Below are 23,538 nucleotides of genomic sequence, written 5' to 3' on the forward strand. Positions count from 1 at the left end.
GGTCAACCGTTTGGCGAGCAGCCGGATGGCGTCGCCCACCTGAATGCCGCAGGCCAGCAGATCGGAGAGCGACCGGAAGAAAGGCAGCATCTGTTTGCGGGAAAAGCCCGCCCTGGCCGACCGGGTCGCCCCGTTCTTGCCGAAGAGACGGCCGAGCCCGCTCCTGCCCTCCGAAGGGCTCTGCACCTTCTCCGCCCGTTCGGTCAGGCTGACCGGCCGAAGCTTCAGGCCGCCCAGTTGCTGAACCGCCCGTTTGCGGTCGGGCGCCTCCAGGCGCCCCTTGACCACCTGACCGTTGGCATTGCGCGCGGTATAAGCGAAGGTGGCCATCGGTCAGAAGTTGCGGCACGGACCAAGGTCCGGCCCTGCAGGGTGCCGCCCGGAATCATCCTGTAGGAGAGGGTTTATCCCTCGATTCCACGACGATTCGAGGCATGGAGCCTCTCCTATCGATGGCATGAATCCGGATTCCCAGCTTGAAGGCTGTAGCCACTTCGCTGTGTCGAAGTGCCTGAGCAACCGACGGGAACGCCGACGCAGCGGCGTTGCTACAAGGCTGTTCAGATCGAGTCCGGATTCGAGGCGTAAAGCCTCTCCTACAGGCGATGCGGCGACGCCCATCATCCCCCCTCCTTCATCGAGATGATGCGGATGACTTCATCCGGCGAGGTCAGGCCGGCCTTGATCTGCATCCAGCCGGATTGCTCGAGGGTGCGCATGCCGGCCTGAAGGCCGAGCTTGCGGATGGCCCGGGCGGATTCCCGCCGGACGATCAGATCGTGAAAACGCTCATCGAGCCGCAGGATCTCAAACAGACCGACCCGGCCCCGATACCCGAGATTGCGACAGGCCTCGCATCCGACGGCATGCGGCAGGTGGGTGACCGTGTCCGCCTCGGCCGGATCGATCTCCAGCACCCGGAGGGTTTCGCGGAGAGAGACCGGATCGACCGGACGCATCTCCTTGCAGGAAGGGCAGAGCCGGCGGACCAGACGCTGGGCCAGGACCATCTCCACGCTGGACGCAATCAGGAACGGCTCGATCCCCATGTCGATCAGGCGGGTGACCGCCCCGGGCGCGTCGTTGGTGTGGATGGTAGAGAAAACCAGGTGACCGGTCAGCGAGGCGCGAATGGCAATGTCCGCAGTGTCCCGGTCGCGGATTTCCCCGACCATGATGACGTTGGGATCCTGACGGAGGATGTGGCGGAGCGCTTCCCCGAAACCGAAGCCGATCTCTTCCCGGACCTGCATCTGGATGACGCCGGGGACTTCATACTCGATCGGGTCCTCGATCGTGATGATCCGCAGGTCGATCGAATTGATCTGCCGGATGAAGGCGTTGAGCGAAGTCGACTTGCCCGATCCGGTCGGGCCGGTCACCAGGATGATGCCGTGCGGCACGGTCAGGGCCCCGTCGATCATCTTGCGATCCGAAGCGGGGAAACCGAGTTGCTCGAGGGTGAGCGGCTCGCTCTTCTTGTTAAGCAGGCGCAGGCTGACGCTCTCCCCATACATGGTGGGCATGGTGGAGAGGCGGATGTCGAGGGTATTGCCCCCCAGCCGGTAGTTGATGCGGCCATCCTGGGGCAGGCGGCGCTCGGAGATATTGAGCTTCGCCATGATCTTCAGGCGCGAAGTGATGGCGTCCTGAAACCGGCGGAGGTTCTCCGGCACCGGCACGGTGACAAGCAACCCGTCGATCCGGTAGCGGATGCGAAGCGACTCTTCCTGGGGCTCGAAATGAATGTCCGTCGCCCCGTCCTCGATCGCCTGGGAGATGACCTGGTTGACAAAGCGGATGACGGCGGCCGTCTCGTCCTCCTCCTCGTCGGCCGCCGCGGCCTCGTCGCCCAGCTCTTCGAGCGATTCTTCCAGGCTCTCCGCGCCGACGCCGAGATTGGCTGTAATGAACTTCCCGATACGATCGGCCGGCGCCAGCCACCATTCCGGTTCCCGGCCGCAGGCCGCGAAGACCCACTCACTCATGGTCGGGTCGGGCGGCCAGCCGGTGGCCAGCCGCAGGGGGGCCTCCGGGTTGTCGGCGGACTCCCCGCCGGTTGCCGGCGCTGCGTCCGTTTCGAAGCGCACCGGCACGCAATGGAATTCGTTGATCAGGCGGATGGGCAGGCCTTCAAGCCGTGCCAGGTCGAAGTGCTCGTGGGAGGCGATGGGCAGGCCGCTCTCCTCCGCCAGCCGGGCCGTGACCTGGTCGAGAGGCAGTTCAAGGAAACCGGCGAGAGCCTCGGCCCGCTGAGCCCTCGAAAGGGCCGCCAGGGCGGCCCGCTGCTCGTCGGTGAGCCGCGAGAGGGTCGGCAGGATTTCCGGTTCGGCAAAGAGAGTCATTGAAGTGAATGGGGGGACGGACTCCGATCGTCTCACTGCTTGGGCTGGCCGGCGGCCTGTTCGGCCATCTCACGGCGCATGGCCCGGCGGCGGCGGATCTCCTCCGCCACTTTCTGCATACGTGCCCGGACTTCGTCGTCCGAAAGATTGTTGATGGCGGCCGGGGGCGCCCCGGTGTTGACCGCGGTCCCGGTCGTCATGTTCGGGGCTCCCGCTGCGGCAGTGACTGCCGGCCCCCCGCCAACGGAGGGTTGCACACTGGGGGGCGGCACAGTCAGGGCGATGATCTTTGCTTCCTTGAGCTTCAGACGCTTGGAGAATCCACCGCTACGGACAAGCACGCTGCCTTCCGACTTGTTGTAATCGGAGACGGAAACGCCCTGAATCGTCTCGTTCAGCTTGATCCAGAAGCCCTTCGAAGTGGAGGTGTCGTAAAGGCTGAAGTGCTGAACCCCGGCCAGGACACTGACGCTCCTGAGCTCGAGCTTGTCCAGCGGACTGGCCTGAGGGGGGGGCGGCGGGGCGGCGGGCTCCTGCTGGTAATCCGCCGGCAGGAAAGGCGAATCCTCCTGCAGGTCCTGGCCGGAGGCCGAGGCGACGGCGGCCAGAGCCACCACCCACCCGGGAAAACCACCGAACAACCTCCAACAGATCGCCTTCATGACCGGATGATAAACCAGAATTACTTTTTGTGAAAGTGCGATGTGGGTTTGGTGGAATCCTTCGAGGACTCATTCTCTTCGTTGGATTCCTCCGGCTCGTTCTCCATAAACGCTCGAACCGACTCTGCGTCTTTTGTCTGGTTCAAACGCTTTGTAGCGTCGACAAAAGCATCGTCCGTGTTGCGAATGACCACTGGACGGATAAAAACGACCAGTTCCTGGTCGATGTCCTTATCCGTATAGCGAGTAAATAGCGGAGCAATTCCCGGCACATAACCAAAGGGAAACATGCGAGACTTGTTGCGCTCAATTGTCTGACCACGCAGACCGCCAAGAACGATCATCTCGGAGCTTCGCACGCTGACAAATGAGGTCGCCTGGCGGCGGCCGATTACGGGCTGCTCGTTGCTGTCGATCGTGACATTCCCAATGATGTCATCGACGGTCTGGTCAATCTCCATCTGAATGACATCGTTCGGACCAATCAGTGGCTTAACCTTGAGGGTTATACCGATGTCCTGAAACTGAAAGGTTGAACGGGTCGAATCGCCGATATTCAAGCTAGTCTGGCTTGAGGTAATGATCGGTCTGGATTCGGCCACGATAATGGTCGCCTCCTTGTTGTGCGTCGTGACAATGGTGGGCGCCGAGAGCAGCTTGATATTGTTGTTCTGTTTCGCTGCTTTGAAGACAGTATCGAGGATATAGTCGTCTCCTGTGGCACCCTCTCCGGTGATCAGGTCGCCGGCAATCTTGATTGTCGGCACATCCACGCCAAACGAAGTCACCCGCCCCAAAGCCGTGTCATAGGTCAGGTTGAACTGATCGATCCCGCGATCATTGTTCTCCTCCAGGCGGACTTGTGCGATTATTACTTCAATCCGAACCTGAGCCAGCACGATGTCGATCTGCTTGATAATCGCCACAATTAGGTCGAGGTCGTTGTTCGTTCCTGAAACAATGAGCGCGTTGCTGCGCTCGTCAGCCACTATCGTCATAAATTCGCTGAACTGACTTTCGCGACCTTCCAAAGTTGTGGCCACCGCATCAAGCACAGCGGCTCGGGCCGAAGCATTCTGAGTCCCAGGCTGCCGACCACCCGCAGTAGAGTCACCCGAACCAAAAGTCGGGCGGCTGGGAGTCGCCCGTTCTTGCCCGGTATTCGTACTCACATCGAGGCCCTGCTGCTTGGTTTCGCCGGAAACAAGCTGACTGAGCAGCGAACCCACCTCGGTCGCGTCCGCGTGCTGGAGAGGGATGACTTCGATACGGGTCGGGGGATCGGCTGCGATGTCGAGTTTTTCGATGATATTGTCGAAAAAGGGCAGGTTAGAGGGATCGGTGATGACGATCAGCTGATTGGTCCGGTCGTCCCAGTTGATCGAGGTATTGCCGCCGAGGACCACCTCAATGGGAACGCTGCCTTCACCGGTTGGCGCGGGAACCGGGGGTCCGACCGGCTGGACTGCCGCCTGGGGATCCTGCCCCCGGTTGGGCGTGGTCTTCTGGGTGCCGAACCCGCTGCGGGCCGATTCGATGAGCGAATTGATCTGCCCGCCGACCTCGCTGGCCGTGGCGTATTGAAGGGTGTAGAACTTGGTTTCAATGTTCAACCGGGACGGGCGGTCGACTTCGCTGACCACATACTCGAGCCGCTGCAGGTTGCTGATCGTGTCGGTCACGATGACGGCGTTGGAATTCTGGAACGGAATGATCGTCCCGAAACCCGGACTGAGGAACGGCTGGATCTGGGTCTGGAAAGTGGCCGAGTCCAGGTAGGTCAGGCGGAAGAGTTTGCTGACGACCTTGCCGCTCGGTGGGTCTCCGATCAAGGAACGGACCACCAGTTCGGGCGCTTCGGTCCGGATGGTTGAGATGGGCACCACCTTGATGAACTTGTCCCCGAGGGGGGCGACGCCGATTCCGTTGATGCTGAGCAGACTCTCGATCGCAAGGATGGCCTCCTCGCGGGTCAGGGGCTGCAGGCTGTTGAAGGTGAAGGTGGGCGAAGGCAGGGCCTGGGGGCGGATGACCGAGCGGCCGGTCAGCTGCTCGAGGAGGTAAAGCACCTGGGCGAGGGTCTCATCGCGCAGGGAGAACTCGATCACATCATTGGGGTCGCCGGCCGGCTCGATCCCCACCGGGGTGGTGGCATCCTGGGCGGTGGCCACGGTCGCGAGGAGGAGTCCCGAGGCCAGGAACCACCAGCGGATTCTGCGGATTATTGAGGACATGGTCAAAAAAGAATACGGTTAAGTCGGATCACCGATTGAATTCGATCGCCACCAGGCGGAGGCGGGCATCAATCAGCGCGGGATTGCGGCGATCGGGAATGAGGGTCAGTTGTTCGAGACCGACGTAGGGAAATTGTTCCTTGATCTCCCGGGTAAACTCGATCAACGGCGCCAGATTGGCCTTTTCGATCGATACGGTGACCGTGTGTTCGGAGATGGTGTTCCGGGCCTTGGTCTGGGGCGGGTCCACCCGGAACCCGAATTGGTACTTGCGCAGCATGGTGTCGATCTGCCCGGCGAATTCGTTGCGGGTGGGCAGCTTGGCTTCGTTCAGGCGGGAGAGCGAAGCCTGGTAATTGCTGTCGATCGTCTTCCGGTCCTTCAACCATGCATCCTGCACTTCCTTGTTGGCAAAGAGGGTCCGGCTCTCCTCCCTGACCGCCTTGACCCGGCCGGAGAAACTGGAAAACCAGATGGCCGCCATCACGAGGAGGAAAAGAACGGCGAGCACCTTCTCCCGACGGGAGCGGGCCATGAAGGCCGGACGAAGACTGAAGTTTTTCAGGAATTCCTTCATCGGGATGCGGTCTTGACCCCTCCCGCGGCGTTTTCAAAGGCCCCCGGACGGAAAGTCACCACCAGGGTGAAGGTGGTCCCGTCATCGCGGGGCTTCAGGTTGCGGACTTCGACTTCGAGCACCTCGGGGGTGGCCCGCAAGGCGGCTTCGTACTGGTTGACGTCGGCCACATTCTTGGTCGCCGCGTCGATGATCAGGCTGCTCAACCCTTCGGTCGCCGCCCGCGTGAAATAAACCGTCCGGGGACGAGCCGTATTGATGGCCCTGAGCATCTCGAAGGGAATGAGGTTGCTGCGATCAAACTCGGCCAGTCGTTCGACGATCTTCTGACGCTCCTCGATCCGTTCCACCTCACCCTGGCGCCGGGTCGTCAGGTTCGCGATGATGCCCAGCGAAATCTTTCCACCGACGAGCAGGAACTCCCCGGCGAGCAGGATGACCAACAGAACGGCCACCCCAAGCACGCCGCGCCACATGAAGGTGTCGATCCGGACCGCCTGCTTGCGGCCGGCAAGGAACTCCGGATCGCGGATGTCCATCGCCCAGAGATCGCTGAAGGACACGGTCTCGACGTAATCCGGCCGGGGTGGAGGCGAGTCCGACAACACGGAGGCCTTCACATCGTCCGACTCCACTTCCGTCTCGATTCCCGACACCGGCTCGCCCGAGGCTTCAGACTGCGCTTGAGTTTCGGTCGGTGTCGTCTGCGCAAATTCGAACGGCACTGAGTCAGGCCGATCTTCCGGCTCAGACTCGGGAATTTCTACTCGCTCGTTTGTCTGGTGTAGCCGCCCCAGTCTCTTGGGGCGTTCCGACGTGGATTCGCGGCAAGAGACTGCCGCGTCAACATCTCCTGATCCGTGATGAACGCCCCCTGACTCAGTGCCATTCTGCGCTGAAGCCATTTGAAAGGTCAGACCAGAGGTATTCTCCTGGACAACCCAGCGCCCTGAAAAACAGACCTGATGATCGAACAGGAGGCCGCGGCGACCGGCCGCTTCCCTCAACGCCTCACGCCGTGCCGTCCGGGCGGCCGGATCGGCGGTATCCGGAAGGGGCCGCGAGAGGACCGCTTCAGGAAGCGACTCTCCGGCCCGGAAAGCCAGGACCGAGGTGTCGTCCGCCGTTTCCAGAAAGACCGTCGTATCCTGATCGTGGGAACGGCGCAGGAGTGGAAGAAAATCAGGAAGGACAAAGGACTGTCCCGGCCAGTCACGGGTGACCTCGGCCGGAAAACGTCTCCGGTAGGCGGCGTAGACAAAGACTGCCCCCCCACCCTCGGCGGCCACATACCCGTAGAAGAGCTGGTCGGTCGGAAAAGGGGAAAGACCCTCGAGACTCAACTCAACAAACCCGTCCAGTTCAGATACTTGGACCTCCCCAGGCAAGGTCAGGCGCCGCGTAAAAAACACCGAGCCGGGCGCAAAGGACACCGCAGGCGGCGTCGCCTTGAGCAACCGGGCGAGATTGGTGGGAATGGACGGCATCAGGTCTTGGGCGTTTCCTCTTCTTCCTCCAGAGGTACATGCGCCATTTCGTTGTGAGATACGTCTTCGGTCAGCTCAAGAAAAACAAAAGGATACTCGATGGCGGTCGTCGAGGCGGTTGAGCGGCTCACCTGACTCAAGGGCGCTGACGAAGCCGCTTGGCCAGTTCCCGTCTGAACCGACGGAATTCCACTCCCGTCAAGTGAGAGAACCGCTTTCAGTTCAAAAACCGAGTCGCCTTCCTTGACCTGGATGAGGATCGAGAGGACCGAGATATCCACTCCCAGGGTCAGACCGGCCGGCATCTCCACGATCACCTCGAGCAGCTCATCCGTGCTGGCGAAGTAGCGGTCGTCACTGGTACCGGGCTTGCGATCCGCGCCCGCCAGGTAATCCGCGATCGCTTCCAGTTGGGCGTCTCCGACACTGGCGGCGGCCCGCAGGGTCATGGCACTCGCCGCATTGGCGTTGAGCCTACTCCCCCCATAGGGCGAGACCATTTGAGCAAACGCATCAAAAAGCGCATTGGGCCGGCCATCCTCATCGAAGAAGTAGAGGTCGAAACCCTCGATCACCGCGAGTTCGTCAAGGTTGCGGATCGGGCGGTTGGCCGCCCGGTGCGGGATCTCACGGAAGCTGTATTCGTCGGATTCCGCCCCTTCGATCCGGGTATCGTCATCTTCGTCGATCCAATCGAGCAGGCTGTTGGTCAACAGAAGACTGTCCTCCGGGGTGATGCCCATCTCGTCAAAGAGCAGGTAAAGGGTGCCTTCATCGAGGCTGTTCAGGGGAAGCTTGGCCGATTCATCCTCGAAGGAGACCGTGACCTGCAGACCTTTACCGATCTCCACCCCGGCAAAGCCGATCGGGTCGCCCCATCCCTGGGCCGGTGACTGCAGGCCGCCTTCGATCTCCCTGAAGTCGGCCAGGACCGCCAGGGTCGTCTCAAGAGCGCCGTAGGCTGCGTGCCGAAGCCGGTCGCGCTCCACATAATAGCCCTCCCCGGCAATTTCCGACAGACCGCGCTCAATGAACTGGGTCAGCACATAACCCATGACCACGACCATGACCAGGATGAGCAGGAGGATCGACCCCCGACGGGAGTTCCCAGCGGTCGGAAAGGCACTCCTCAGGCCCCTTCCACCTGGTGCAGGAGAGGCTTCACGCCTCGATCCGACTTGTGTAAGAGAGGCTTTATGCCTCGATCCGACTTGGGTAGGAGAGGCTTTATGCCTCGATCCGACTCGTGTAGGAGAGGCTTCACGCCTCGATCCGACTCGTGTAGGAGAGGCTTCACGCCTCGATCCGACTTGGGTAGGAGAGGCTTTATGCCTCGATTCAGCGGTTGATCGAGGCGTAAAGCCTCTCCTACAGGTTCGCCAATGGCGGAGCACGCTGTCCCTGACATCATCCAATACCGTAAACGAAGTCATTCGCAGGCGCATCTCAATAAAGCGGTACACTCGCGGTGGCGCGGGGGAGGATCAGGTTCACCGTCCGTGTCTCCTCCTCGTAGGTGAAGGTGATCCGCAGGCGGCTCGGGACCATCGGTTTCCCGTCGGAATCCGTTTCCGGATCCGGCGACTGTTCCCAGACCGGCGGATCCGATTCTTCGTCATAATAGTAGTATTCGATTTCCCGGGCAAAGGGTGAAATCCGGGTTCGCCGCGGAGACACGTCCCCATAATCCGTCTCAAGCCGCGATTTCCAGACCAGGAACAGACCGTCGCGGTCCAGGAGAAGGGAACAGACCACGTTCGGAAGGGCCTCCCCCGGCCAGACGAGAACCCCCGGGCTTTCCTGCACTTCAAAAGTCAGCAATTCCTCTCCGTTGAACTCATTCCCGGCCGGCTCCTCCCACCAGATGGCGCCGGTCCCGCCGGAGGCACTGGAATTGGCCGCCGCATCCCGGAGCAAACCATCAAGAAACCGGCTGACGCCACGGACGTGGCGGTCGAAAAGGCGTTCGTCCGTCCCCCTTCCCCAAAGCTCACCCATCGAAAAGACAAAGGTTGATGCCGCCACCATCAACATGGCCCCGATCGTGATGGCCATGAGAACCTCCAGCAGGGTGAAACCTGCTGGGGCCCGGCGTGCCCGATTGCGAGTCGCTGGAGAATCCGTAGGAGAGGCTTTACGCCTCGATCCACCGTCGTATCGAGGCGTAAAGCCTCTCCTACAGGTATGGATCATAGGCCCTGGATCAATGCCTCCGAGGATCCCAAAATCCGGAAATAAGCCGCTGGACCGTCGACGGGTGGGAAACTCGCTCATAGCGGCCGGTTCAGTTTGAGCTCGGCGATGCGCTCCTTCGACTCCGCCCGCAATTCCTCCCGATCGACCGGCTCCGACCAGCCGGGTCGGAGAACGATCAAACGCTCGTTGAGGGTCTTGCCCTCCGTTTCCCGGGTGCCCTCAATCGTGATCGAGACACGGACAACGAAGAGGTCGGCAATCGCCGTTGGCTCCAGCTCCGCTTCCCAATAGGCCAGCCCCAGCTCGCCGGTCGGCAGTTCGCCGCCCTCTTCGAGCGTCTCCAGATCCGGAGCAGTCAGGACAGCCGATCGGACAAACGCCATCTCCTGCTCAAGGACGCGATCGACCCGAACCGACTCGAGACCGACGATCACGTTGATATAGGCCGACGCCAAGACCACGACCGAGACCGAGAAGAGGGCGAGTGCCAGCAGGACCTCGATCAGAGTGAAGCCGGAACGCCGGAAGGTCGCCCCCGGCGGCCTCGCAAAGCCGGCTCCGTCATCGACCGACCCGGACCGCGCCACCCTGTTCCTGCCGGTTTCAGCGCTCATCGTCGGCGGAGAGAAGCTCGGCTCCGGACCAGGGATCAATCTCGATCGACCGCAGGTCGTCCCCGGCCTTGATCTCGAGGACAAAGGGCATGCAGGTGCCGTCCGGGTAATAGCGGACAAGCGGAATTTCCCGCTGCGTCACGAGTTTCCCGGCTACCAGGCGGTAGCTGTCGTCCGAAAGACTCTGCTTGAAGAGGACCTCCGCCTCAAGGTCCTCTTTCCAGCTGGAAGTATCGACCTCATAACGTTTCGCGCCTGCGCCCGTTCCGACGGTGTAGGCCACCGCCTCGGGGTCGTAACGCAGATCCTGGGGCCGGCGCTCAAAAAGGGCACGGTTGCGGGCTTCGCTCGATGCCTGCCAGAAGGCCTGTTCGAGGGAATCCGCCTCATTCTGCCGAATCAGGGTGTCGAAATTGATGACAAAGACCGAGGCCATCACCCCGATCAGGGCGACCACCAGAAGAATTTCCACAAGAGAAAATCCCCAACGCCGGCCATCGGGGCCGGTCCGTTCATCACCAGTTGCCAATATCGTCGGCAGATTCCTGTTTGTCCGGCCCGAGAGAAAAGAGGTCATAACCATCCGGGTTCCGTGTTCCCGGATATCGGTATTGGTAGGGAGAACCCCAGGGGTCGGTCGGAAGCGCCCCGCCCTTGGTCTCGATGTAAGGACCCTTCCAGCGGCCGCTCGCGCCATCCGGCGCAGTGATCAGGGCCTGCAGCCCCTGGCTCGTGGTCGGATAGGACCCGGTGTGGATGCGATAACTGGTCAGGGGCGCCTTCATCGCATCGTTGACGAAGATTTCCGCAATCGACTCCTGGCCACCGCCGAAGATCTTGCCGACATTGGTGATGGCCACGCCCGCCAGGAGCGCGATCAGCGCAATGACGATGAGGATTTCAAAAAGCGTGAAGGCGGCTCGGCGGGAGGGTTTCCGGGATTCAACCATGATGAGACGAGGATACGGGGTTCGCCTCCGACGGTCAAGCGAGGCGAGACGACGTATTTAGGACGTCATTCCGGCCCAAAAGTTTCGTGATTGCCACGGAAAGAGCGGCCCGGAGGATGTTTTCATGAGTGAATCGCCCCCTCCTGTCGCCTCCAGGCTGTCGGTCGTCGAGGCCCGCGTTCTCGCCGTCCTCATCGAAAAGGAACAGACCACCCCGGACAATTACCCGCTCTCGCTCAACGCCACGGTCAACGCCTGCAACCAGAAGTCGAACCGCGATCCGGTCATGGCTCTGAATGAACTCGAGGTGGAACATGCCCTCGACAGCCTGCGGCGCCGGAAACTCGTCGTCATCTTTTCCGGAGCCGAATCCCGCGTCCCCAAATTCAAGCATTCCTTCGACCAGGTCTTTCCCGTGGGTCTGGCCGAAAGGGTCGTTCTCTGCGAACTCATCCTCCGGGGTCCCCAGACACCCGGAGAACTGCGCGGCCACTGCGAACGCATGCATGCCTTTGCCGACACGGCCGCCGTCACCGCGGTCCTGACCCAGTTGATGGAGGGACCCGGGGATCCGCTCGTCACTCGTCTCGAACGGCAGCCCGGTCAGAAAGAACAACGCTATCTCCAATTGATCTCGGAGACACCCGAAGGATCGAACGCCGAGGCTCTGGTGACCCAGCCCCTGACCGTAACCCTGACGCTGCCCCCGGAAGTCGAGGAACGGCTCCGCTCGCTTGAGGAGACCTGCGCCGAATTGCGCGCCGAAGTGGCCCGGCTCAAGGAACTGATTCTGGGTTTATGACCCGGGAATGAAAAGGCGGGAACCCTTCAGGTCCGCCTGATCATATGCCTCCATTCCTGACTCTTGAGTCTTCATCCACATCACGGCCCGCCTGCCTGAGCAGACCTACTCATGGCCTCGGTTGGTACTACTGCGCAAAATCAAGTAAAACCCATCGTTAGCACGGCCGAAGTCACTCCGTTGGGTTAAGTATTCGGACCACGTTCCGTTTACACTGCTCACACAGGATGTGGACACTATGAAAACAGTGGTAGTCATTGAGGACCAAACGGCAATTCGGGAAATGCTCGCGGAGTTCATCCGTATGAGCCCGGGTTACGAAATACTAGATATGTTCGGCGATGGTCAGGTAGGCCTGGATCGCTGCCTGGAACTGAAGCCGGATATCGTCGTCCTCGACGTCGGTCTGCCCGGGCTGAACGGGATCGAGGTGCTGCGACAGCTCACCGCAAAACTCCCTTCGGTCAAGGTGCTGGTCTTCTCCGGCAAGGGAAGCCCGTCGAACATCCGCGAACTCCTGTCGGCCGGAGCCCAGAGCTACGTCGACAAGATGGACGGTTTCCAGGAATTCCGGAAGGGCCTGGAGATCATCACGGCCGGCGGAACTTTCATCGGCCCGAAAATGGCCAGCGCGATGCGGACTCTGATCCGCAATCCCGACGCCGGCCGGACCGGAGGAACCCTCTCCAACCGGGAAAGACAGATTCTCCAATTGGTGGCCGAAAGCTTTTCCACCCGCGAAATTGCCTCCCGCCTCGGACTCAGCATCCGGACGGTCGACAACCACCGGACCAACATCATGCGGAAGCTCAATCTGCACAACGTCGCCGCCCTGACACGTTACGCCATCAAGCACGAGTTGGTCGAATCATTCGCCTGATCCGCCACGAGGCCGGTTCTCTCCCGTTTCCGCCCCCATGGCCTTCCCCACCCCCGCCCAGTCCGATCTTCGGGTCAACGGTTCCAGCAAGCGGGCGCCGAAGATCGCCGCGGAGACCTCCCCGGCCCCGACCGCCACCGAGCACGAGGCACTGCTTCAACTGACCCAGGCCCTTTTCTGTTCGGTCACTTTCTCCGGCTGTATCCGGTCGGTCAGCCAGACCTGGTGCGACAAACTCGGGGTCGGACACGACGAAGCGATCGGGGAACATTTCCTCAGCTTTGTTCACGAAGACGACGCCGAATTCTGCCAGGAGGAATTCCAGAGGCTTCTGACCGGAAACCCACCCCGCGACAATGCCGTCCGTCTGAATTGCCGCGACGGGTCGGTGCGCTGGATGAACCTGAAGGCCGGCGTCAACCGGGAACATGAAGTCATCCATATCCTGGCGACGGATATCACCGTCGATCGCTGCTCAAAACACGCCCTTCCCGATCCCACTCTGATCCTCGACCAGGTCGGCCAGGGTGTCGTCGTGGTCGACGCCGGGCAACCCGGCATGCCCATCGCCTACGCGAACCTCGGTTTCGAACGACTCACCGGCTACCTCCGCAATGAGGCCAAGGGGAAACCCTTCCACTTTCTGACCGGTCCGCGGTCCGATCCCGCCACGCTGGAAACCATCCAGAACGCCATGAGCCGGGGTGAGTCCCTGACCGAGGAGATTCTCCACTACCGAAAGGACGGATCGGAGTTCTGGGACCAGCTCATCCTCTCGCCGGTCATCGACAACCGCGGTCGGATCACCCACTTCATCGCCGTCCTCGAAGACTTCACTGGACGCAGACTCGTCACCGAGGCTCTTCGGGAGAACAATCAGAGCCTGAACGACGCCCTTCGCGATCTGAAGAAGACCAAGGAAGTCGTCATCCAGCGGGAACGCCTCCACGCCCTCGGCCAGATGGCCAGTGGCATCGCCCACGACTTCAACAACCTGCTTGCTCCCATCGTCGGATTCTCCGAGCTCCTCATCACCATGCCGGAATACCTGCGGGATGAGGACCGCGCCCGTGGCTACCTCGAGAAGATTCGCAAGTCCGCCCAGGAAGGTGCGGCCGTGGTGAGTCGGATGAGGGAATTCTACCGGAAACGCGATGACGAGGAAGACCTCGTCCCGGTCGACATGGCCGAAGTGGCCCGGGAGGCCATCAACCTGACCGCCCATCACTGGCGCAACCAGGCCGAGGCCAGGGGCCTCCGGATCAAGGTCGACTCCCGCATCGATGCGGTCTCCCGCGTGCTGGGCAGCGGTTCCGATCTGCGCCAGGCGATCACCAATCTCATTCTCAACAGTGTCGACGCGATGCCGTCCGACGGCCGGATCACCGTGGTCTGCCGCGAGCGCGATGACTGGGTGACCCTGGAAGTGGAGGACACCGGCTCGGGGATGGACGAAGAGACCCGACGCCAATGCCTCGAGCCTTTCTTCACCACCAAGGGACAGGCCGGCACCGGTCTCGGTCTCGCCATCGTCTTCGGCATCGTCCAGCGCCATCGGGGAAGAATGGAGGTTGACTCGGCTCCCGGACGGGGAACCCGCATCTCCCTCGAGCTCCCGGTCTGCCGCCAGCTGCATATCCAATCCAAGGATACCCAGAACCAAGCCAAGGCCGACGCCATGGACATTCTGCTCATCGACGACGAAAGCCTCCTGCTCGAAGCCGTCTCCGAACACCTCATGAACATGGGCCACCGCGCCTCCTGCCATGTCGACCCGAGCAAGGCGCTCGAATGCCTCTACAAGGAGGACTTCGATCTTGTCATCACCGACCGGGCCATGCCCGGCATGACCGGCGACCAGCTCGCCAGGGCGGTCAAGGAATTCCGGCCGGACCTGCCCGTCGTCCTGCTGACCGGCTTCGGGGACATCATCCTCCAGACCGGCGAGCAGCCCGAAAACATCGATCTCGTCCTGAGCAAGCCCGTATCCGTAAATACAATACGAAACACCCTCGCCCGCTTTGCCCGGGATCAATCCCCCTCGATGACCACCCCGTCCTTGCGGTAGGCGTTCAGTTTGTTGCGCAGGGTGCGGATGCTGACTCCGAGCATATTCGCCGCCTGGGTCCGGTTGCCCCCGGTCTGACCAAGCACGTTGAGGATATGCCGCTTCTCGATTTCCTCGAGCGGCAGGATCGGCTCCGTTTCATTCACCACCGGGGCCGGGGGAAAACCGCTGAAGACCTCCGGAACAACCGATTGCGGCGGCGGCGCGGCCGTCATCCTCTCCGCCGGCGCAGCCTGAACCGGCGCAGGCGCGGCGGCCAGCCCTCCCCTCCCCGCGGGAACAAGCGCGCCGAGGGCTGAAAGATCCAGCAAACGGCCGGGTTCGGTCAGGATGACAGCCCGCTCGATCGTGTTCTGGAGTTCACGCACATTGCCCGGCCAATCATGGGCCTGCAGCGCCTTGAGGGCCTGCTCGTGGATGCCCTTGACCCGGATGCCGTGCCGCCGGGAACAGCGCTCCAGAAAAGTGCCCGCCAGGCTGGCGATGTCTTCCCGGCGATCGCGGAGCGGTGGCACGACAATGGGAAACACATTGAGTCGGTAATAGAGATCCTCGCGGAATTCACCCCGGTCGACGCAACTGCGCAGTTCCCGATTGGTCGTCGCCAGAACCCGGACATCCACCTTGATTGTCTTGTTGCCCCCCACCCGTTCGAATTCCCTCTCCTGGAGCACGCGCAGGAGCTTGGCCTGGACCTTGAGGGAGATCTCACTGATTTCGTCGAGCAGGATGGTCCCGTGGTTGGCCAGCTCAAAGCGCCCCTCCCGCCGCTGGAGCGCGCCGGTAAAGGATCCCTTCTCATGCCCGAAGAATTCACTCTCGATCAGCGATTCGCTGATCGCGGCGCAATTGACCCGGATGAAGGGCTGACGCGAGCGGGTGCCCGCCCGGAAAATCTCATTGGCGACCAACTCCTTGCCCGTTCCGTTTTCTCCCGAAATCAGGACGGTGGCCTCGGTCGGCGCCACGCGCCGGATCATCCGTCGAAGCAATTCCATGCCGGGCCCGTCACCGATCAGTTCGGTCGCATTGACGCTTTCCTGATTGAGAAACTGGTTGACCTTGACCAACTGGCTGAAGGATTCCGCCTTCTTCAGAATGACGTCGATCTGGTTGATGGAGAAAGGCTTGATCACGTAGTCAAACGCCCCCGCCCGCATGCAGTTGACGGCTGACTCGATCGTCCCGTGGCCCGTGATCATGACGACCAGGGGGCTGGCCGGGGAGGCCGCCAGGCGCTCCAGCAACTCGGTGCCGTCACCGTCGGGCAGGCGGACGTCGAGAAAGACGAGATCGAAGTCGTCCTTCTCCAATTGGCGGGTCGCTTCAGCCAGGGTGGCCACCCCGACCACGCTGTAGCGCCGGCGCCTGAGTTGCTCTTCGAGTGCCTTGCGGATGACCATCTCGTCGTCCAGCACCAGAATTCGTTCCAACGCCATAGGGGATTATTCGGACATTATCGGGTTTTCGCTTCCAGGGTGACTGGCCGGAATCAAGCAGAAGGGAACGGCCCGCCAAAAAGGTCAAGCTACGGACCGACCGACCGCATTCCAAGAAAAACCTGAAGGGCCGGATTCCAGCGTCGGGTGATGGGCCGACGGCACCGCTTCGTCCCAAGGGGTCTTCAGGCCTGACCGGCCAGGGTGCCCACCCCAGCGGGGACCGCCCTGCCATAGGTCCGGTGCAGTCGGCTGCACCGGGAATGCGTCCGGCCGAGGTCGGCCAGTGATTCGGAAACCGATTTCATGGCCAGCTCGAGAACCTCGAGGTTGGCCTTCTCGGTGGTCTGCAGAGCCCGGAGGCGCCCGTCGACACGCCTGGATTCCGACTCCGGGAAGTCCGCCTCTCGACGCATCGGCGCCAGCTTTGCCGCCAACGGGCGCTTGCGCGCCTGGAGTCGTGTAAGGTAGGCCAGATTGTTTTCCTTCAAGGCAAAGGTCTCGAGGCGGGTCAACTCCTCATAGGCCTGCAGCAGACGGTAGAACTGAAGTGCCCGGTCCATCTTTCAGGCCGTTCCGGAGAAATGGGTCAACTCGGACCGGTCCACGGTCTGCTTCTCCAGCATCTCCTGCCAGGAATCGCGGATCTCCCCCAGCAGGCGGCCGACGGTCCGAATCGGTTCCACTTCCTTGCGCAGATTCGCCTCCATGATCTGGGTGTTCATGAAGTCGTAGAGCGCATACATGTTGCCGGCGAAGTCGCCGCCCTGCCTCAGATCGAGGCAGCGCTGCAGTTCCGTGACGATATTCTGGACGCGGATCAGGTTGTTGTTGATCGCTTCGTTCCTCGCCCGGAGATCCTCCATCTCAAAACCCGCCTCGGCCGCGTTGAGAAACCGGAGTGCTCCATCGAAGAGCATCAGGATGAGGCGGCCGGGCCCGGCGGTTTCCACCGCCAGGGTCCGGTATGACTGGGAACTGTTGGATCTGATCATGCTTCCTCCCGGGAACTCCCGCCCGGTCGGTCACTGCGTCATCCGGTCTTTCGTCCGGATCGGGTTGGGGTGGCTAGGATTCGTCGAAGGGCACGATCAGAGCTGCGATCTTTCGGGTGATGTCCGGGCCGGGATAATTCGGATCCGCCAGCAACTGGCGACCGCGCTCGACGACCTCAGGGCGGACCTCCGGAATGGCGGCCATCGCGTTGCCGATCAATACCGAACGATCGACGGACAAGGAATCGCGCCGGCCACCGGGTCGGACCCCGGGGTCTCCCTGCCGTCGGGCGGCGTGACGCATCCCGTTGATGGGGATTCCGCTGTTATTGAGAGGATCAATGTTCATGGTGTCTTCCTTGATTGATTGTTTGTGGTGACTGCTTGTTTTTACCCTTTTTTACAAACAATCGGCCAAATTGCGGAAAGCTTTAGAGTAGTTTGGTTCTTTTGAACTGTATTCACCTCTCAGGGAGGGTCGCAAAGACCGCATCCGCCACGTATTTGGAGTAACGCAGGGGGCTCTGCAGGATGCTGGACGAATTCTGAAGCGGGTATGGGGGCGCAGATTCGTCGAGGTGGAAGCGACGGGCGGCGGTGGAAACCGAGGGGTTCCCCGAGTCAAAGACCGTGTCAAATGCCCAAAGCACATCCGCCGTCCCTGAAGTAACCAGCTTGCAGCGCACACCCATCACGATCGGGCGGTAAGGATGGTAGGAGGTCAGGTCGGAGAAGAGAACCGCATCCACCCCGAAACCTTCGATCAATGAGTTGTAACGGTCAGCCGGAATCGACTGAACCGAGGACACCTGGTCCCTGCCGAAAATCTGGCGGACCTGCACCGGAGAGACCAGGACCACCTCGAACCGGTCGCGTTTCTGCAATTCCGCCGCGAAGGTCTGCTGCATTTCGGTCAGGTCCAGATGGTCCCACTCCTCCGAATAGAGGGGCAGGACCGCGACCCGTCGAACCGAATCCGGCAGAGGTCCCTTCTGGTAGAAATTGACCGGGACAAAAGCCTCGCCCACGGGCTGATCCCAGTCCTGGTCGATCGTCCGACAGGCGCCGAGTCCCAAGAGGAGGCACCCGCCGAAAAGAACACCGGCCAAACGGGCTGGAATTCGATCGGGACGAGAGGTTGATCTGGATGAGAATGAAGGGACGGGACGGCTACTTCTGATTGATGGCATTGTTCAGCGCCTGGAGTTGGCTGTTCATCGACGACTGGGCTTCTTCCATGCGGATGAAGCTCGCCGTGAGCGCCTCTCGTTGCTGAGTCAGGCGCCTCTCGATGGCAGCGATCTGTTCATCGAGGGATCGATTCTCCTTCTCGATGGTCTTGATCTGGGTGTCGAGCGTGCCGTCCGTGGCCGTGATATTTCCGATAAATGTGTCCAACCGCTTGGCGAGGCCACCGGTCGAATCACTAAAAAGTGTCTTCACCAGGTCGAGCTGCCCCGCCAGGGCATTGTCGAGAGTCGCCTGGTCGCGGATCTCGAGGGTAGTGCCTTCACTGGCAAAGCCGATCCCGATGTCGTCCAACCTACGGATCGCGCCGGCCAACGCACTGCCGTCTCCAAAAACCAGCGAGCGAAGCCGGCGGCCGATTTCGTCGACCTCCCGGTTGGAGGTGAGAGTCGAGGTCGTGACCTTGCCGTCTTCGCCGATGGTGATGGCGGTCTGTGCCTCGATGTAGGCCTGAACCCCGTTGTACTTCGCGATGAAGTCGTTAACCTGGGCCTTGAGATCCTCGGTGTCCGAGGTCACCGTGACCGTCTGGGTGCCTTCGGTCTGGGCGGTCACGCTGAGGCCCTTGATCCCGTGCAGGGTTTCATCGAAGGTGTTGTCGGCCGCGATCAGGACCGGTCCGCCATTGACCCGCACTTCCGCGTTCCGGCCCCGGGTCAGGGATGAACCGGCGAGGAGCCCGAGTGAGTCGAGGAGTCCGCCGGCATCCTCGGTCAGCACCAGGCCACGGTCGCCGGTGATCGCGTTCTCCATGATGAACCGATCGTCCCGCGAGTCGTAGCGGATGGTCGCGCCGGCTTCCGAGGTGTTGATCCGGGACATGAGGGTCCGAACGCTGTCCGTATTGACGTTGAAGGTGATTTCCGTGCCGTTGACGAAGAAACGGCCGTTCCCATCGGCATCGACCGCCGTCACGGGGAGGAGTCCGCTCGTCGCGATCGGCTGATCGAGATCGACCGTTCCCAACGGAGCCGAACTGGTCACATTGCCCGTCCCGTTGTTGTAGAGCTGGGTGGCAAAAAGGAAATTGCTGGTGTCGTTTCCCCCACCAAGGACGACTTCGCCGGTTCCTGAAAGGGTGATCCGGTCCGTCGCCTGGTCATAACTCGCACTGACCTGTCCATTGGTGGCCGTGGCGATCTTGTCGAAAATGTCCTGAAGGGTATCCGTCAATTCCACGTCAACCGCCTCACCGTTGATGTGAAAACGACCATCGGTGATCTCGGTTCCCATCCGGAGGTTGCTCAGGAGCAGCCCGGAAACATCGGAGTTTGCGCTGATCGAGCCGCCCACGTTGGCCGCTCCCGATCGGAGGGTCCGGGTGGCGACCTGCTCGACGCTGAAGGAGTAGGTCCCGGCCGGGGTCCCGTCCGCCGCGCCGGCCGTCCAGTTGAGATCCTCGTTGGAGAGCGAGGTGGCCCGGCGATCGTAAAGCGCCGATTCGTTGAGCCCCTTGGCCGTATCCTGCAGCTCGGTCAAGCGGGTCTTCAAATCGGCCAACGCACCCAACTCCGTGGTGTTCTGGCTCTTCTCCGAGCGGACCCGATTCTGGGGTACACGCTCCACCGCGATCAATTGATCGACGACCGTCTTCCAATCAAAGCCCGAGGCCAGTCCGCTGAGCGATAGATCCATAAAGTAGCCCGCAGGAGGAGTCCTGCTTCACCTCTAGGTATCGGCACCGGACTGGGGGGCTTTACCTATAATATCACCATGGAGGAAAGGTCGGCCGTCCATCTCGGACCTGGCCCGTTTCCCCATTGGCCCGATGGGAAACCCCTCCCTCGGTCTGGCGTCTCTTCTCCGGGATCTGGATAATTTCCCCTAAACCGCGTACGAAACCCGCCGATACACCTCCCAGCAGATAACATCTTCTGCCCGGTGAGGTCGACCACCGCAAAAAAGCGGCCCGCCTCGGCACGGAAGCCGAAATCATACATCAAGGAAGATCATGTCAGTAGTCATCAACACCAACTACGCTGCGACGGTTGCCAACAACAACCTGTCGGCGAGCAACTCCATGCTCCAGCGCAGCCTTAATCGCTTGTCGAGTGGTCTGAAGATCGTTCAGCCCTCCGACGATGCCGGCGGACTTGCCGTTTCCATGAAATTGGAAGCCGCCATGAAACGGACCGATGCGGTCAGCACCAATATCGCCAACGCGATCTCCTTCCTGCAGACCCAGGACGGCGGACTCAAGACGGCCGGCAAGATCCTCAACCGCATGTCGGAGCTCAAAACCCTGAGCACGGACGTGACCAAGTCGACCACCGATGTCGCCAACTACGACACCGAGTTCACCGCCCTGAAGGCCCAGCTGACCGATCTCGCTTCCGAGACCTTCAACGGCGTCGATCTCTTCGGTGGTGGATCCCTGACCGTGGCCACGAGTGAGGACGGAGCCCAGAGCTTCGACATCACCCAGGCCGATGTCGCCACCAATGTCGCCACGATCACCGGTGCCGCCAATCTGGCCGCACTCGAGATCAGTGATCTCACCACCGCTCTCGAAAACGTGGCCACCAGCCGCGCGCAGAACGGTGCGGAGTCCAGCCGCCTGAGCTTCTCGGCTGACCTCCTGGTCAACAACCGGACCAACCTGGAAGCCGCCAACAGCCGCATCATCGATGTGGATGTGGCCCAGGAGTCCACTCAGCTGGCCCGCTACAGCATCCTGGTGCAGTCCGGCACCGCCATGCTCGCCCAGGCCAACGCCTCGTCCCAAGTCGCTTTGAGACTACTCGGCTAGTCTTACCTGACGATGATTGGCCGGCTTCCCTTTTTCCGGGGAAGCCGGCTCAATCAGCCGGTCTGAACGGCAAGAAGACCGGACCCGGTTGCCCACAGGCAGCCGGGTCCGGCTGTTTTCAGACCCCAGTGGTCGGACACGCATGATCTGAGGGGTTGGGTGGGAGAGGCTTTACGCCTCGATTCTCGTCCAAGCGGCTCTGGATCGAGGCGTAAAGCCTCTCCTGCAGGCTCTCGTCGATACCTGACACCCATCAGTTGATCAGTGTCGGTCTGCCAGCCCCGTCGAACAATCGTCCTACCGGCAATACGGGAGTGCCCATTTGTAACATAATACGTTACAAACGCCCGTGGAGATCGGGAAAACGGGTGTCCCGGGATTTCACCGGCCGCAGGTGGCGAGGAAGAAGCGCTGATCGGTTCCGTGTTCCCCCACCCTTGCCCGGACAGTTGCTCCGCAACGGGGGCAGCGGCCGACATAGGCCAGCCCGTCCGCATTCAGATAGAGTCGGCCGTAGACGCGGCAGTTGACAAAGTGAACTCCGAGAAATCGACGTTCACTCTTCTTGAGACTCTCCGGATTCTTGTTGGACATCAGGCCGGGAAGAAGAAGGCCGGGGGGTCCGGAAGGGCCCCCCGGCCTTGATCAGGATGGGTGTATGCTATGGGAAAAGGATCACTGCAGCAGCTTGAGAACGGTCTGCGGAACGGCATTGGCCTGGGCGAGCATGGCGGTGCCCGACTGCACAAGAATACTTGCCTTGGCCAGCTCGGTCGATTCCTCGGCGACGTCAACATCGCGGATCCGCGAGATGGCCGCCTCCAGATTCTCATTCTGGACAACAAGCTGGGCACCCGCCACCTCCAGTCGCGACTGCGATGCCCCGAGGGTCGCCCGTTCAGTCGCGATCTGCTGGATGGCATCGGTCACCAGGGCCGCCGAGTTGGTCACATCGGTCGAACCGGCCAGGAGCTGGGCAAACGGCTGGGTCGCATCCTGAAGATTGGTCTCACCGATGGTCATGACCTGGTCGGAGGCTTCGCCGATCGTCACGGTCAGGCCGCCGGGATTGGGACCGAAGAGCTCGATCCCGTTGAAGGTGCCCAACGGGCTGCTGCTGCCCAGTCCGATGGTATCGGCCAGTTGTTCCTTCAGGGCCTGGAACTCCGTATCGTAAAGGGCGATATCCTCGGTGTTCTTGGTCACGTCCTTCGCCATCATGGTCAGCTCGCTCATCCGGGTGAGCACCTTGGTCATGCTCTTCATGAACCCGTCGGCGGTCTGCACGTAGGAGACGGCATTCTGGACATTCGTCCTGGCCGCCTGGATACGCGAACCCTGGGCGTCGAGTTTTTCCGAGACGGCGAGTCCGGCGGCATCGTCCGAGGGCTGGACGATCTTCGAGCCCGAGCTCAGTCGGGCAAGTGACTTTCCCAAAAGGGCCTGGCTGTCCGCCAGGTTGCGGGAGGCACTGATGGCGTGGATATTTGTGTTGATGACCATGAGGTTTCTTCTCTTAAGACGGGATTAGCGATTGGATGAAGGCAGGGCGGCACCGGCTTTGCGTTCCGAGATGGTCCGGGCCAGGCTCTTGAGATTGGATGCGGGGCCGCCGAGGACGGCTTCGCGATTGTTTTGCTTGATCTGGTCGAAGAGCTCCTTGCGAACGATGGGAATCTCGCGGGGGGCCTCGATACCGATCTTGACGATGTCACCGTCGATCCGGGTGATGCGGATCTCGATCGAGTCGCCGATGATGATGGACTCGTTGATCTTCCTTGATAGTACCAGCATTTCAGTGGATCTCCTTCAACTGGCGGTTTCCTGCCCGATCAACGGGTGACGGGCGGAATAGTCCTGGAAATTGCGCAAAACGACCTGGCGACCGACACAGGTGGATCGATTGACCACGATGGGACCGATCAGATTGACGGTGGCCTCGGCCAGCCCGCCCTGCCGCACCGTCACGATATTCAGGACAAGCGCGTCGCCTGGATCGGACAGACCCAGATCGCTGGCATCCTCGTCCGTCAACTCCAGCCGGTAATCGGGGATGAGACCGTCGGGATGAACCACGACGAAGGCAAGACCCCGGTCCTCGGTCGATCGCAACCAGCGGAAAGGCAATTCCTCGATATTGTGAATCAGCTCGAGCTTCTTCACTTCGGGAAAGCCCATCAGTCCGGCAGGGAGGGTGATCTCGGCCTCCTTCTGCCAGTGTTCGGCAGATGAAGCGGTTTCGGTGTCAGGTTTCATGATTGGATGGTGGCAGGTTCGGCCTTGATGTGTGGA

General features: G+C 61.2%; 25 protein-coding genes. 4 read left to right on the plus strand and 21 right to left on the minus strand.

The window, feature by feature from the left end; all coding sequences use genetic code 11:
* The 11 genes from R3F07_15160 to gspG all read right to left on the minus strand — a co-directional run.
* The coding region (locus tag R3F07_15160) for a hypothetical protein (GenBank protein ID MEZ5277718.1) at positions 1-330 on the minus strand (330 nt) is incomplete at its 3' end.
* A 290-nt stretch (positions 331-620) separates the two neighbouring features.
* Positions 621-2,345, minus strand: a complete 1,725-nt coding sequence (locus tag R3F07_15165) for a GspE/PulE family protein (GenBank protein ID MEZ5277719.1) — start codon at positions 2,343-2,345, stop codon at positions 621-623.
* 32 nt (positions 2,346-2,377) lie between these two features.
* Positions 2,378-3,007, minus strand: coding sequence for a hypothetical protein (locus tag R3F07_15170; protein ID MEZ5277720.1), 630 nt, complete (start codon positions 3,005-3,007; stop codon positions 2,378-2,380).
* Between the two features lie 20 nt (positions 3,008-3,027).
* Positions 3,028-5,241 carry a secretin N-terminal domain-containing protein gene (locus tag R3F07_15175; protein MEZ5277721.1) on the minus strand — a complete coding sequence of 738 codons (2,214 nt, stop codon included), beginning with the start codon at positions 5,239-5,241 and terminating at the stop codon, positions 3,028-3,030.
* Positions 5,242-5,269: 28 nt separating this feature from the next.
* Positions 5,270-5,818, minus strand: coding sequence for a hypothetical protein (locus tag R3F07_15180; GenBank protein ID MEZ5277722.1), 549 nt, complete (start codon positions 5,816-5,818; stop codon positions 5,270-5,272).
* Positions 5,815-7,305 (minus strand): hypothetical protein, encoded by a 1,491-nt coding sequence (locus tag R3F07_15185; GenBank protein MEZ5277723.1) that lies wholly within the window; start codon positions 7,303-7,305, stop codon positions 5,815-5,817. The genes R3F07_15180 and R3F07_15185 overlap by 4 nt, the downstream gene beginning before the upstream one ends.
* Positions 7,305-8,372, minus strand: coding sequence for a type II secretion system protein GspK (locus R3F07_15190; protein ID MEZ5277724.1), 1,068 nt, complete (start codon positions 8,370-8,372; stop codon positions 7,305-7,307). The genes R3F07_15185 and R3F07_15190 overlap by 1 nt, the downstream gene beginning before the upstream one ends.
* 379 nt (positions 8,373-8,751) lie before the next feature.
* A complete protein-coding gene (locus R3F07_15195) occupies positions 8,752-9,579 on the minus strand; it encodes a prepilin-type N-terminal cleavage/methylation domain-containing protein (protein ID MEZ5277725.1) in 828 nt (275 codons plus the stop codon).
* A complete protein-coding gene (locus R3F07_15200; GenBank protein MEZ5277726.1) occupies positions 9,576-10,115 on the minus strand; it encodes a prepilin-type N-terminal cleavage/methylation domain-containing protein in 540 nt (179 codons plus the stop codon). Before R3F07_15200 ends, R3F07_15195 begins: the two co-directional genes overlap by 4 nt.
* The gene (locus R3F07_15205; GenBank protein MEZ5277727.1) at positions 10,105-10,587 is read right to left on the minus strand and encodes a hypothetical protein; all 483 of its coding nucleotides are present in this window, start codon (positions 10,585-10,587) and stop codon (positions 10,105-10,107) included. Before R3F07_15205 ends, R3F07_15200 begins: the two co-directional genes overlap by 11 nt.
* A gap of 43 nt (positions 10,588-10,630) precedes the next feature.
* Positions 10,631-11,065, minus strand: a complete 435-nt coding sequence (gene gspG, locus R3F07_15210) for a type II secretion system major pseudopilin GspG (GenBank protein MEZ5277728.1) — start codon at positions 11,063-11,065, stop codon at positions 10,631-10,633.
* A 124-nt stretch (positions 11,066-11,189) separates the two neighbouring features.
* On the opposite strand from gspG, the gene R3F07_15215 reads away from it, so the two are divergent.
* The 3 genes from R3F07_15215 (at position 11,190) to R3F07_15225 (ending at position 14,815) form a co-directional block, all read left to right on the plus strand.
* Entirely contained in the window at positions 11,190-11,867 is a 678-nt protein-coding gene (locus R3F07_15215) for a YceH family protein (GenBank protein ID MEZ5277729.1), read from the plus strand.
* A gap of 238 nt (positions 11,868-12,105) precedes the next feature.
* Positions 12,106-12,747, plus strand: a complete 642-nt coding sequence (locus R3F07_15220) for a response regulator transcription factor (protein ID MEZ5277730.1) — start codon at positions 12,106-12,108, stop codon at positions 12,745-12,747.
* Positions 12,748-12,784: 37 nt separating this feature from the next.
* Positions 12,785-14,815: a PAS domain S-box protein gene (locus R3F07_15225; protein ID MEZ5277731.1), complete on the plus strand. Its 2,031-nt coding sequence runs from the start codon at positions 12,785-12,787 to the stop codon at positions 14,813-14,815.
* On the opposite strand, the gene R3F07_15230 is transcribed toward R3F07_15225, so the two are convergent.
* From R3F07_15230 to fliD, 6 genes are all read right to left on the minus strand, one after another.
* The gene (locus R3F07_15230; GenBank protein ID MEZ5277732.1) at positions 14,779-16,254 is read right to left on the minus strand and encodes a sigma-54 dependent transcriptional regulator; all 1,476 of its coding nucleotides are present in this window, start codon (positions 16,252-16,254) and stop codon (positions 14,779-14,781) included. The genes R3F07_15225 and R3F07_15230 overlap by 37 nt on opposite strands.
* 185 nt (positions 16,255-16,439) lie before the next feature.
* On the minus strand, positions 16,440-16,817 hold the full coding sequence (locus R3F07_15235; protein MEZ5277733.1) for a hypothetical protein: 378 nt from the start codon (positions 16,815-16,817) through the stop codon (positions 16,440-16,442).
* A 3-nt stretch (positions 16,818-16,820) separates the two neighbouring features.
* Complete coding sequence (fliS, locus tag R3F07_15240) at positions 16,821-17,249, minus strand: flagellar export chaperone FliS (GenBank protein MEZ5277734.1); 429 nt, start codon at positions 17,247-17,249, stop codon at positions 16,821-16,823.
* Positions 17,250-17,322: 73 nt separating this feature from the next.
* The gene (locus R3F07_15245; GenBank protein MEZ5277735.1) at positions 17,323-17,598 is read right to left on the minus strand and encodes a hypothetical protein; all 276 of its coding nucleotides are present in this window, start codon (positions 17,596-17,598) and stop codon (positions 17,323-17,325) included.
* Between the two features lie 112 nt (positions 17,599-17,710).
* Complete coding sequence (locus tag R3F07_15250; protein ID MEZ5277736.1) at positions 17,711-18,358, minus strand: hypothetical protein; 648 nt, start codon at positions 18,356-18,358, stop codon at positions 17,711-17,713.
* Between the two features lie 61 nt (positions 18,359-18,419).
* Positions 18,420-20,132, minus strand: a complete 1,713-nt coding sequence (gene fliD, locus R3F07_15255) for a flagellar filament capping protein FliD (GenBank protein ID MEZ5277737.1) — start codon at positions 20,130-20,132, stop codon at positions 18,420-18,422.
* A gap of 316 nt (positions 20,133-20,448) precedes the next feature.
* On the opposite strand from fliD, the gene R3F07_15260 reads away from it, so the two are divergent.
* The gene (locus R3F07_15260; protein ID MEZ5277738.1) at positions 20,449-21,246 is read left to right on the plus strand and encodes a flagellin; all 798 of its coding nucleotides are present in this window, start codon (positions 20,449-20,451) and stop codon (positions 21,244-21,246) included.
* A gap of 381 nt (positions 21,247-21,627) precedes the next feature.
* Here R3F07_15260 and R3F07_15265 read toward each other — a convergent pair whose 3' ends face one another.
* From R3F07_15265 to R3F07_15280, 4 genes are all read right to left on the minus strand, one after another.
* Positions 21,628-21,840: a hypothetical protein gene (locus R3F07_15265; GenBank protein MEZ5277739.1), complete on the minus strand. Its 213-nt coding sequence runs from the start codon at positions 21,838-21,840 to the stop codon at positions 21,628-21,630.
* An 81-nt stretch (positions 21,841-21,921) separates the two neighbouring features.
* A complete protein-coding gene (locus R3F07_15270; GenBank protein ID MEZ5277740.1) occupies positions 21,922-22,749 on the minus strand; it encodes a flagellin in 828 nt (275 codons plus the stop codon).
* Between the two features lie 24 nt (positions 22,750-22,773).
* Positions 22,774-23,040, minus strand: a complete 267-nt coding sequence (gene csrA, locus R3F07_15275; protein ID MEZ5277741.1) for a carbon storage regulator CsrA — start codon at positions 23,038-23,040, stop codon at positions 22,774-22,776.
* Between the two features lie 15 nt (positions 23,041-23,055).
* Positions 23,056-23,502: a flagellar assembly protein FliW gene (locus tag R3F07_15280; protein MEZ5277742.1), complete on the minus strand. Its 447-nt coding sequence runs from the start codon at positions 23,500-23,502 to the stop codon at positions 23,056-23,058.
* Between the last annotated feature and the right edge of the window lie 36 nt (positions 23,503-23,538).

Source organism: Opitutaceae bacterium (assembly GCA_041395105.1).
Taxonomy (GTDB): domain Bacteria; phylum Verrucomicrobiota; class Verrucomicrobiia; order Opitutales; family Opitutaceae; genus B12-G4.